This is a genomic window from Mesorhizobium sp. P2_B5, from assembly GCF_056404775.1.
On the sequence record NZ_JBFUDJ010000001.1, the window covers coordinates 447,790 to 459,783 of the forward strand.

At 64.6% G+C, this 11,994-nt stretch carries 7 protein-coding genes; 4 read left to right on the top strand and 3 right to left on the bottom strand.

Translation table 11 applies throughout. The annotated features are described in order from the left end of the window. The first annotated feature begins 105 nt into the window (after positions 1 to 105). Together AC1D1N_RS02310 and purH are read left to right on the top strand one after the other, a co-directional pair. Positions 106 to 1,830, top strand: coding sequence for a heparinase II/III family protein (locus tag AC1D1N_RS02310; protein WP_352586573.1), 1,725 nt, complete (start codon positions 106 to 108; stop codon positions 1,828 to 1,830). A gap of 106 nt (positions 1,831 to 1,936) precedes the next feature. Next, complete coding sequence (gene purH / locus AC1D1N_RS02315) at positions 1,937 to 3,553, top strand: bifunctional phosphoribosylaminoimidazolecarboxamide formyltransferase/IMP cyclohydrolase (protein WP_477346344.1); 1,617 nt, start codon at positions 1,937 to 1,939, stop codon at positions 3,551 to 3,553. Positions 3,554 to 3,596: 43 nt separating this feature from the next. Here the strand turns inward: purH and AC1D1N_RS02320 are convergent, their stop codons facing one another. Then, positions 3,597 to 4,976, bottom strand: coding sequence for an MFS transporter (locus AC1D1N_RS02320; RefSeq protein WP_477346346.1), 1,380 nt, complete (start codon positions 4,974 to 4,976; stop codon positions 3,597 to 3,599). A 282-nt stretch (positions 4,977 to 5,258) separates the two neighbouring features. Continuing rightward, positions 5,259 to 10,058 carry an NAD-glutamate dehydrogenase gene (locus AC1D1N_RS02325; protein ID WP_477346348.1) on the bottom strand — a complete coding sequence of 1,600 codons (4,800 nt, stop codon included), beginning with the start codon at positions 10,056 to 10,058 and terminating at the stop codon, positions 5,259 to 5,261. Positions 10,059 to 10,220: 162 nt separating this feature from the next. Here AC1D1N_RS02325 and AC1D1N_RS02330 point away from each other — a divergent pair, with 162 nt between their 5' ends. Next, a complete protein-coding gene (locus AC1D1N_RS02330; RefSeq protein ID WP_477347355.1) occupies positions 10,221 to 10,784 on the top strand; it encodes a peroxidase-related enzyme in 564 nt (187 codons plus the stop codon). Positions 10,785 to 10,934: 150 nt separating this feature from the next. Continuing rightward, positions 10,935 to 11,258 carry a YciI family protein gene (locus AC1D1N_RS02335; RefSeq protein ID WP_352586569.1) on the top strand — a complete coding sequence of 108 codons (324 nt, stop codon included), beginning with the start codon at positions 10,935 to 10,937 and terminating at the stop codon, positions 11,256 to 11,258. Positions 11,259 to 11,347: 89 nt separating this feature from the next. Here AC1D1N_RS02335 and AC1D1N_RS02340 read toward each other — a convergent pair whose 3' ends face one another. Further along, positions 11,348 to 11,962, bottom strand: coding sequence for a LysE family translocator (locus AC1D1N_RS02340; protein ID WP_477347357.1), 615 nt, complete (start codon positions 11,960 to 11,962; stop codon positions 11,348 to 11,350). Between the last annotated feature and the right edge of the window lie 32 nt (positions 11,963 to 11,994).

The window sequence follows — 11,994 nt, forward strand, 5'->3', positions numbered from 1 at the left end:
CGGCCGCCGGCAGCGTGAAGCCCTTCACGTCGGCCGAATTCGACTTCGCATAAGTTCTTGAATCATATAAGCTTGTGCTTGGGAAGTGGACGACGAGGAGGGGTTTTGGCACTGGCTGCCGGCAGTACGACACGTCTGTGGACGCTTGTCGCTAAGGAGTTTTGGCGCAAGACGCGCCGGCGCCTGCGGGCAGGGCCAGTCTATCGCTGGCGCTATTCCGGACGCACGCCGGAGCGCGTCCTGATTGCGCCGCCGGATCTCAGGCTCGCCGACCCGCAGATCGCGCTCGAAATCTATTACGGCCGCTATCCGCTGTCGGGCCATCTGGTCGAGACCGGCGGCAAATCGCCGTTCCAGATCGACGTTGCCAATCGTGGTTGGGTGAAAACGCTGCACGGTTTCCGTTGGCTGCGCCACATGCGCGCCGCCGGCACCGAGCTGGCCGCAGCCAACGCCCGCGCGCTGGTTTCCGACTGGATCGCCATGCACGGCAACCAGATTTCCGGCATCGCCTGGGAGCCCGGCACCACCGCCAAGCGCGTCATCGCCTGGCTCCAACATTCCTCGGTTGTCCTACAAGGGGCCGAGTTTCCGTTCTATCGCGCCTTCCTGAAATCGCTCGCTGTGCAGATCCGCTATCTGCGCTCGATGGCGCGCGAAATGCCGGATGGCAAGGACAGGCTGCGCGCCCGCATCGCGCTTGCCTTCGCCGCGCTGTCGCTGCCGGCGCCGGCCTCGGCACTGCGCGGCGCCACCCGCAATCTGGCGGAAGAACTCGACCGCCAGATCCTTCCCGACGGCGGCCATATTTCGCGCAACCCGATGGCGGTGCTGGAACTGCTTGCCGACCTTCTGCCGCTGCGCCAGACCTATGCCAACCAGGCCGAAACGCCACCGGCAGCACTTATGGGTGCCATCGACCGCATGCTGCCGGCGCTACGCTTCTTCCGTCACCAGGACGGCAGCCTCGCCCGCTTCAACGGCATGGGCGCAACCATCCACGACCGCATCGCCACCATATTGCGCCACGACGACACCGCCGGCGCACCGCTGCTGCATGCACCGCATTCGGGCTATGAGCGGCTGTCTATGGGCGGCGTGACTGTCATTGCCGATACCGGCGCGTCGCCGCCCATCGACGTCTCCAACGCTGCGCATGCCGGCTGCCTGGCCTTCGAACTGTCCTCGGGCCGCCAGCACTATGTCGTCAATGCCGGTATCGACACCTATGGCGCCGCCGAATTCCGGCCGCTGGCCCGCGCCACCGCGGCGCATTCGACCGCCACCATCAACGACACCTCGTCGGCGCGGTTTTCCCATTCGCTGCGCGTCAACGACCTGCTCGGCACCCCATTGCTCGGTGGCCCGCAGCATGTGCCGTGCAAGCGCATCGACCAGAAGGGCGCGCAAGGCTTCATCGCCCGCCATGACGGCTACGTCCAGCGCTTTGGCTTCCAGCATGAGCGTGAGCTGAAACTGTCGAGCGAGGGCAATGTGCTTGCCGGACGGGACCGCTTCCTGCGCCCCGGCGGTGCGGCGATCCGCAACAATGGCCGCGACTTCGTCGTGGTGCGCTTCCACATTCATCCCGACATCAACCTGCTGCAAGACGAGCATGACCGCCTGGTGCTAACCGCCGACGAGGCCGACACCTGGGTGTTCACCTGCACCGAGGTGGCGCCGGAGGTGGAGGAATCGATCTATTTCGCCGGCCTCGGCGGTCCGCGCCGCAGCCGCCAGATCGTGCTTGCCTTCAAGGCCTCGGAGATTGCAGAAGTCCATTGGCAGCTGACGCGCACCGGCATCGCCGGCTACCCCGAGAACAACTGAGCGTCGTTGCCGGCACCGGCTTGATCGAGCTTCCGGCTTGATTTCCTGACCTTATGTGCTACGGCCCGGCAACGCTCTCCAATCAGCCCTGAAAGGCCGCCAGCCCATGGCCGTCGCCGCCAAGAACATTCCGGCACCTGACCTCGTTCCGATCCGCCGCGCCCTGCTTTCCGTTTTCGACAAGACCGGCCTGATCGACTTCGCCAAAGGCCTGGCCGCGGCCGGCGTCGAGCTGGTGTCGACCGGCGGCACGGCAAAATCGATTGCCGATGCGGGGCTGGCCGTGCGCGACGTTTCCGAGCTGACCGGCTTTCCCGAGATCATGGACGGCCGCGTCAAGACGCTGCATCCGTCGGTGCATGGCGCGCTGCTCGGCGTGCGCGACGATCCCGAACATGCAAAGGCCATGCACGATCACGGCATCGAGCCAATCGATCTCCTCGTCTCCAATCTCTACCCGTTCGAGGAGGTCCGCCGCTCCGGCGCCGACTATGCAGCGATCGTCGAGAACATCGACATTGGCGGTCCGGCGATGATCCGCGCCTCGGCCAAGAACCACGCCTATGTCGCCATCGTCACCGATCCCGGCGACTACGCCTCGGTGTTGAATGCGCTGGAAATGAACATCGGCTCGCTGTCGCTGGATTTCCGCAAGAAACTGGCGGCCAAGGCCTTTGCCCGCACCGCGACCTACGATGCGGCGATTTCCGGCTGGTTCGCCGAGACGCTGGAGATCGAGCATCCGACCTGGCGCGCTTTCGGCGGCCGGCTGGAGAGCGTCATGCGCTATGGCGAGAACCCGCATCAGGGCGCCGGCTTCTACGTCAATGGCGACAAGCGGCCGGGCGTCGCCACGGCCCGCCAGTTGCAGGGCAAGCAGCTGTCCTACAACAACATCAACGACACCGACGCCGCCTTCGAACTGGTCGGCGAGTTCGATCCCAACCGCTGCGCCGCGGTTGCGATCATCAAGCACGCCAACCCGTGCGGCGTCGCCGAAGGCGCTTCGTTGACGGCGGCCTATGCACGGGCGCTGGCTTGCGACCCGGTCTCGGCCTTTGGCGGCATCGTCGCCATGAACCGCATACTCGATGCCGAGGCGGCGGAGGAGATCGTCAAAACCTTCACAGAAGTGATCATTGCGCCGAACGCTTCGGAAGACGCCATCCGTATCGTTGCCGCCAAGAAGAATTTGCGCCTGCTGGTCACCGGCGGCCTGCCCGATCCGCGTTCTGCCGGCACCACGGTGAAGTCCGTCGCCGGCGGTATGCTCGTCCAGGGCCGCGACAATGCGGTGGTCGACGATCTCGAACTCAAGGTGGTGACCAGGCGCGCGCCGACAGCGGCTGAGATGGCCGATCTCAAATTCGCCTTCCGCATCGCCAAGCACGTCAAGTCGAACGCCATTGTCTACGCCAAGGACGGCGCCACGGTCGGCATCGGCGCCGGCCAGATGAGCCGCGTCGATTCCTCGCGCATTGCCGCCCGCAAGGCGCTCGACGCCGCGGAAGCGGCTGGCCTGGCGGAGCCGCTGACCAAAGGCTCGGTGGTTGCCTCCGATGCCTTCTTCCCCTTCGCCGACGGGCTGATCTCAGCCATCGAAGCCGGCGCCACAGCGGTCATCCAGCCCGGTGGCTCGATGCGCGACGAAGACGTCATCGCCGCCGCGGACGAGCATGGCATCGCGATGGTGTTTACGGGTGTCAGGCATTTCAGGCATTGAGCGCCCTCTCCCCTTCCCCCTTGTGGGGGAAGGAAGAACGCAGTCACTCTACCGGCTGATCCGCTGGATACGGCGTCCAGATCAATATCGCGATCCCCACGCCGAGGAACAGCACGATCGCCGCCATGCCTAGTCGCGCCGAGCCGCTGGCGAGCGTAATCGTCGCCACCATGAACGGCGCCAGGAAACTGGTCGCCCTTCCGGCCAACGCATAGATGCCGAAATAGCGGCCGGACTCGGCAGCGGTCACGCTGCGCGCCATATAGGAGCGCGACGATGCCTGGACCGGCCCGAAGGCCAGCCCGATCAACAAGCCGTAGAAGATGTAGGCCTTTTCCGCCGCCGTGCCGAACAGGCCGCCGCTATCGGCTCCCGGCATCATCCAGGCGCCGAACAGCGTGTAGCCCGGCCCGGTCGAAACGATGCCGATGGTGGCGAGGCTGAGCATGACGAGCGAAATCATCACGATGGTCTTGGAGCCGAGCGCGGTGTCGAGACGCGCGGCAACCAGGCAACCGACGATAGCGACGACATTGAGGATGATGCCGAACATGCCGATCTCGGTGATCGACCAGTGGAACATCGCCGCCGCAAATGTGCCGCCCAAGGCGAGCAGCGCGTTGACGCCGTCCTGATAGATCATGCGAGCGACAAGGAAGCGAAGGATGCCACTGCGCTGGCGCACTTCGGTCAGTGTCGACTTCAGCTCCGACAGGCCTTCGCGGACCGCCGGCCCAATCGGAATGCCTTTGATGGCGTCCGGCGTGAAGAAAAACATCGGCAGGATGAACAGGAAATACCAGCCGGCAGACAGCGGCCCGGTGGCGCGTGCGTCCTCGCCGAGTTTCGGGTCGAGCCCGAAGAGCGGCTCGATGCCGATGATCGTCTTGCCGGTCTCCGCCGAACCCGCCAGGCAGGTGACGACAAAGATCAGCGCGATCATGCCGCCGAGATAGCCGAGGCCCCAGGCCATATTCGAGATGTGGCCGATCTCGCTCTTCGGCACCAGGCGCGGCATCATCGAATCGTTGAACACGGTCGAAAACTCCGCCGCCACTGATGCGAGAGAGAAGAACAGCACCACCAGGAAAAGGTTCGAACCGGGAGCGGCGAACCACAGCAGGCAAAGACTGATGATCTTGATCGAGGCGAAGAAGGCGATCCATGGCTTGCGAGGGCCGGTCTGGTCGGCAATCGAACCGAGGATCGGCGACAAGACGGCGATGACCAGGCCCGCAGCGGCGATGCCATAACCCCAGGCGGCCTGTCCGCTTTCGGGATCGCTGGCCATGCGCGAGACGAAGTAAGGGCCGAAGATAAAGGTGGTGACGACGGTGAAAAAGGGCTGCGCCGCCCAGTCGAACAGCATCCATCCCCAGATGCCGCGTCCCGATGCCCGCTGCACTGTTTCTACCGCCGCCATGCTGAAGATCCTGCTCCGCCCGTATCGGGCGCCATGTCTGCATGTTTCCAGTGCTCATGCAATTAGCAAGCGTGCGCTGCCCCACCTCATTGCTCTCGGGTTGCTCGCCCCCACGAAGTGGGGGAGAGGTGGCTCGGCGAAGCCGAGACGGAGAGGGGCAAAAGCGCCGTACGTTTGGATTTACTGGTCAAGGCTCAGCCTCACGAAGCCCCCTCTCCGGCCGCTTCGCGGCCACCTCTCCCCCGCTTTGGGGGGGCGAGGAACCCAAGGCCTTGCGAAGCCTCACATCCCCGTCAAATCGCTCATCAGCCCCGACGCCACCGACAGCCGTGACACGGTGATGTCGCCGCCTTCGGTCAGCGCCTGCAGCCGCTCGCGGATGCGGGCCACCCGCTCGCCGCCGGCCTCCAGCCAGGCGGCCACCGGGTCCGCCGTGCCGGCATGGCCGGTGAGAGCGGCGACCGCGATGCCGCGTCGCGCCGCGCCGATCGTGTCTGTGGCACGCGACAGCGCCAGCTGGTCGTAATAATCCGACGGTGTGATCGACCGCGCCGCCTCTTCGACGCGCGGAATGCGGAAGGCGTCGCTGACGGCGAAGAACGCCTTGGCCGCCGCGACGATGTCGGCATTGGCCGTGCGCGCCGTCAGTGCGATATCGGGGATCAGCTCCGCCAGATCGGCCAGCGCCAGCTTTTCGGCCAGTTTTTCCGGTGCGCCGACCTTGAACAGGCCGTGCCGCCGCTCCTCGATCCGCTCGCGCGAGAAGCCCGGCAGCAGCGAGATGAGCTTCGGCTCCAGTGCCTTGCGCGCCTCCTGCAATTCGGCGATGCGCTGGCCGAGCGCTGCGGCCCCCGCATCGTTCTTCAGATACCATCCGCTGGTCACAAAGATAAGCCGGCTGACGGACTGGTAGAGGTCGAGCTGTGCCTGGCCATCGATCTGACTGTCGAGCGCGTCGATCTCGCGGTAGAGCGCCGGCAGTCCAAAGCCATCGCGCACCACGGCGAAGGTGCGCACCACGTCGGCGGCACTGCGGCCGGTGGCTTCCTGCAGCCGGTTGACGAAGGACGGGCCGCCGCGGTTGACGAGATCGTTGGCGACGACGCGAGCGATGATCTCGCGGCGCAGACGGTGGCCATGGATTTCGGTGGCGTATTTCTTCGCCATCCGGTCGGGGAAATAGCCCATCAGGTCGCGGTCGAAATGCGCATCGTCCGGCACGTCGCTGGCGACGATGTCGGAGAACAGCACGATCTTGGCATAGGCAAGCAGCACGCCGAGCTCGGCCCGGGTCAGCGGCTCGCCGCGCGCCTCGCGCTCGGCAAGGGCTGCCGGCGACGGCAGCGTCTCGACCGCACGGTCGAGCAGGCCGCGCGCCTCCAGCGCCGTCATGAAGCGGCTCTGATGCGCGATGTCGGCGAGGCCACGCTTGCGCGCGATCGAAAGCGCCAGCGTCTGTTCGTAATTGTTGGACAGAACCAGCCCGCTGACCTCGTCGGTCATTTCAGCCAGCAATTTGTTGCGCGCAGGCCGGGTCAGCAGTCCCTTGCGCATGGCGGAGGCCAGCGCGATCTTGATGTTGACCTCGACATCGGAGCAGTTGACGCCACCCGAATTGTCGATGGCGTCGGAATTGCAGCGGCCGCCATTCATACCGAACTCGATGCGGGCGCGCTGCGTGACGCCGAGATTGGCGCCCTCGCCGATCACTTTCGCCCGGACGTCGAGCGCGGTGATGCGGATGGCGTCATTGGCGCGGTCACCGACTTCGGCATTGGTTTCGCCCGATGCCCGCAAGTAAGTGCCAATGCCGCCGAACCACAGAAGGTCGACATTCGCCTTGAGGATGGCGGTCATGATCTCGACCGGGGTCGCGGTGGTCTTGGTGAGGCCGATCGCGGCGGCGGCTGCCGCGGGTAGCGTGATCGACTTCTGGCTGCGCGAGACGATCACGCCGCCTTCCGACAGTTTGGTCTTGTCGTAATCCTGCCAACTCGAACGCGGCAGCGCGAACATGCGCTCGCGCTCGGCCATTGACGCCACCCTGTCCGGATCGGGATCGATGAAGATGTCGCGATGGTCGAAGGCGGCGATCAGCCTGGTCTGCGGCGACAACAGCATGCCGTTGCCGAACACGTCGCCCGACATGTCGCCGACGCCGACGACGGTGAAGGGCGAGGTCTGGATGTCGCGGTTCATCTCGCGGAAATGCCGCTTCACCGCTTCCCAGGCGCCCTTGGCGGTGATGCCCATCTTCTTATGGTCATAGCCGGCCGAGCCGCCGCTGGCAAAGGCGTCGTCGAGCCAGAAGCCGTGTTTCTCCGAGATTGCGTTGGCAGTGTCGGAGAAGGTCGCCGTGCCCTTGTCTGCAGCAACGACGAAATAAGGATCGTCGGGGTCGCGCCTGACAACGCCGGCAGGCGGGATCACTCCATCCAGGCCGATATTGTCGGTGATCGACAGCAGGCTGGAGACGAAGTTCTTGTAGGCCGAGGTGCCGGCCTCGAAGATGGCGTCGCGGCTGCCGCCCGCGGGCAGGCGCTTGGGGAAAAAGCCGCCCTTGGCGCCGACCGGCACAATGACGGCGTTCTTGACCTGCTGCGCCTTGACCAGGCCGAGCACCTCGGTGCGGTAATCCTGGGCGCGGTCCGACCAGCGCAGGCCGCCGCGCGCCACCGGGCCGAAGCGCAGATGCACGCCTTCGACCTCGGACCCGTACACGAAAATCTCGCGCCATGGCCGCGGCGCCGGCAGACCCTCGACCGCCTGCGAGTCCAGCTTGATCGCCAGCGACTGGCCTCTCGCCTTCGTTTCGGCGACGAAATGGTTTGTTCGCAGCGAAGATTCGATCAGATTGAGGTAGCGGCGGATGATGGTGTCGTCATCGATATTGGGCACCTCTTCCAGGGCGTCCTTGATCTTGGCCTTGAGATGCTTGGCGGCCACCACGCCTTCCGTCCCGGCCGTCGGCCCGAGGCGGGCGACGAACAGCGCATGCAGGCCGCGTGCAATGTCGGGGTAGCGGTTGAGTGCGGCGGCAATGAAATCCTGGCTCTGCGGAATGCCGGCCTGCTGCAGATAGCGGCCATAGGCGCGCAGGATGGTGACCTCGTCCGACCACAGGCCGGCGGTCTGGGCAAGGCCATTATAGCCGTCATTGTCGACGTCGCCGCGCCAGACCGACAGGAAGGCGTCCTCGAACAGCGCGCCGCCGTCGCCGAGGTCGATCGGCTTGCCGTAGCTGTTCTCGAGCTCCATGTCGTGGATGAAGACCATTCTGGATGGATCGTCACCGACCTCGAAGGTGCGCTCGCTGATGACGCGGAAGCCGATGTTTTCCAGCACCGGCACACGCCTGGACAGCGCCACCGGGTTGCCGTGGTGATAGATCTTCAGCGACGCCTGCTGCGGCTCCTGGTCGCCATGGCGGTAGTAGTCGATGGCGATCGGATTGGCCGGGCTGATCTTGGCGATGCGCCCAGCGTCCGCCAGCGCCACCGCCGGCGGGAAGCTGTCGCGATAGCTTTCCGAAAAGCGTGAGGCGATCGCGGTCATCGCCGCGTCGGCGCCGGTCTCGGCCGCGGTTTCGCGCAGCGCGTCATCCCAGGTGCGCACGATGTCGCGGATCGCCGCCTCGATGGTGGCTTGCTCGATCTTCGGTTTCTTGCCGCCGGAGCGGCCGATAATGAAATGCACGCGCGCCAGGCCACCTTCCGGGAAGGCTGGATAATAGGCCGACAGGCGGCCTTCGAATGCCGTCTTCAGGTACGCCCCGATCTTCTCGCGCACGACGCTGTCGTAGCGGTCGCGCGGCACGAAGACCAGGATCGAGACGAAGCGGTCGAACTGGTCGGCGCGCACCAGCGCCCTGACCCGCGGCCTCTCCACCAGTCCCAATATGGCTTCGGCATGCTTCCGCAGTATCGGCACCGGGACCTGGAACAGCTCGTCGCGCGGATAGCTCTCCAGCACATTGATCAGCGCCTTCCCGGAATGATCGCCTGGATTGAAGCCGGACTTGGCGATGATGGTCTCGGCCTTCGACCGGAGATAGGGAATCTTCATCACCGAGCGCGTGTAGGCGGTCGAGGTGAACAGGCCAACGATGCGCAATTCGCCCAGAAGCGTGCCCTTGTCGGTGTAGGTCTTGACGCCGATGTAATCGAGATAGATGCGGCGATGCACGGCTGACTTGGCGTTGGCTTTGGTGACGATCAGCGGTTCCGGCCCGTGCAGGAAGGCGCGGATTTCCGGCGTCGTCGTCACCGCTTCCGTGCCGCGCCTGAGCACCAACACGTCCGGATCGGACAGGATGCCGAGGCCGGGCTTGTCGGCGCGCTCCAGCGTGCCGCTCTTTTCGCCACCGGTATATTTGAACTCGCGCATGCCGAGGAAGGTGAAATTGTCGTCGCGCAGCCATTCGAGGAAGGCGATGGCCTCGGTTACACTGGCCTTGTCGAGCGGCACCGGCGCATAGCGGAATTCATGGATTGCCTGGTCAAGGCGGGCCAGCATTGGTTTCCAGTCGGTGACGGCAGCGCGCACCTGGCCCAGCAGTTTCCTCAACCGCCCGGCCAAAGCCTCGGCCTGGTCGACCGGAAGGCGGCCGATATGCACATGAATCACGCTCAGCCGGTCAAGGCTGCGATCACCCTTGGCGAAGCCGCCATCGCCGAGGATTTCCTCGACGCCGCTTTTGCCATGCTTGACGACGATGACCGGATGCGTGACCAGCAGCGGCTCGCCGGCACTCTCGGTAATCTCGCCGAGGATGGAATCGAATAGGAACGGCATGTTGTCATTGACGACGGTGATCACCGTCAGCGGCCGGCCCTGGCGCACGACGCCGGAGTCGACGTCGATGGCGACGACGCAATCGCCCTTCTTGTGCCTGGCGACGGCGCGCCCGGCCAGATCGGCGGCGCGTTCGAGATCGGCGGCATCGTAGGCGGCGACGTCTTCGGCCGGCGCGCGCGCCAGAAGATAGTCGGCGAGTCCGCCTTGTCTTTCGCTCGTCCTTGCCGCGCTTGCCTTGGCCGGAGCCGTCTTTTTCGGCTGGCTTGCGGTTTTCAGGCTGGCCATGATGCTATTCCCTCCCGTCATATGCTTTTGCGATTATGGTAGCAGATGACTGCTGTTTGGCGACAAAGGTTTGACGGCTTGCGAAGATTATTCGGAATTTTGGCTGATATCAGCGACGAGTGAGGAGAACGGCCCCCCATGACCGGCAAGACCCCCGCCAGCATGAGCAGAAAGATCACGGCACTTGACCTCGCCCCTGGCGAACTCAGCGATGCGACAAAAGCCTACTTCGCCAAATGCGAGGAGAAGCTCGGCCTCGTTCCCAACGTGCTTCTGTCCTATGCCTTCGACGAGAAGAAGCTGCGCGCCTTCACCGACACCTACAACGACCTGATGCTGGGCGATTCGGGCCTGTCGAAGCTGGAACGCGAGATGATCGCGGTCGTCGTCTCCTCGATCAACCACTGCTACTATTGCCTGACCGCGCATGGCGCGGCGGTGCGGCAGCTCTCCGGCGACCCGGCTTTCGGCGAGATGATGGTGATGAATTTCCGCGCCGCCGAGCTTTCGCAGAAGCAGACGGCGATGCTCGAATTCGCCGTCAAGCTGACGGAGGAGCCGGCCAGGATCGTCGAGGCCGACCGGGCGGCGTTGCGCGCGGCTGGCTTCACCGACCGCGACATCTGGGACATCGCCTCGACGGCGGCCTTCTTCAACATGTCGAACCGCGTCGCCGCCGCGATCGACATGCGCCCGAACGACGAATACCACGCCATGGCGCGCTGACGGACCGCCAGCACCTATATACTAGCGATTACGCATTCTCATTGCGTCTCCGCCATTCTGGTCCGATGATCAACGATTGCGGCAAGGCCGCATATCGCAGGGCGGCGCGGCCGCATGCCGGTTCGACGCTGCCGATCAAGGGAGGAGAACATGGCGAAGTTTCTCTATGTCTATCATGGCTCGGGCAAGATGCCGACCGAGGAGGCCGAACGGAAAGCGGCAACGGATGCCTGGACGGACTGGTATGGCAAGCTCGGCTCGGCCGTCGTCGACGGCGGCAATCCGGTCGGCATGTCGAAGATGGTGCTGCCCGGCGGCAAGGTCGAGAACAATGGCGGCAGCAATCCCACCGCCGGCTACACCATCGTCGAAGCAAAGGACATCAACGATGCCGTCGCCAAGGCCAAGGACTGTCCCATCCTGATGGACCCGGCCTTCAGCGTCGAGATCGCGCCGATCATCGAAATGATGTGACGTGCCGTTTGTTCCAGCATGATCTTCGGGACCAAAGCAAACCGGGTTTCGCTTTTCGCTGACCCGGTCCTTCGGTTCCGGATCGTGCCCTATGACCGCGCCGCGATGGCCGCGGCAGCACCGGCCATCGTCGTGGCGCTGACGCGGTTGGCGATCTTCATGGCGCGCTTGCTTTTCAGGAGCTTGCGCGCCTGCGAGGCCGCGAGCACCCAGGCGAGATCGATGGCGATGAGGACAACCGCCATGGTCGCAGTCAGCTCGACCCAGCCGACGACACTGACCGAAGCCAGGTCGATGATCGTCGGCAGCAGCGCCAAGTAGAACATCATGATCTTGGGATTGCCGAGCGTCACCGCCATGCCGGCGAAGAACAGTTTTACCGCCGAATCTTCACGCGGCATCTCGCCTTCCCTGGCCTCGACCGGTGCGGTCCACATCTTCCACGCGAGATAAGCGAGGTAGGCGACACCGACCCATTTCACGATGACGAAGGCGAAATGAAAAGTCTGCGCCACGACAGCCAGCCCGAACACCGCCAGCGACAGCCAGATGCCCTCGCCAATCCACATGGCGAGCAGGAACGGAAACACATCGCGAAAGCCCTTCGAGATGACGCGAGCGACAAGTGCTGCGATCGATGGGCCGGGCGAGCCGGCGGCGACGAAGAGAGCGGCGGCGAAAATCAGCAGCGAGGTGAGGTGCATGGCAGGATCTCGGTTTTGGTCAAGCGACATTA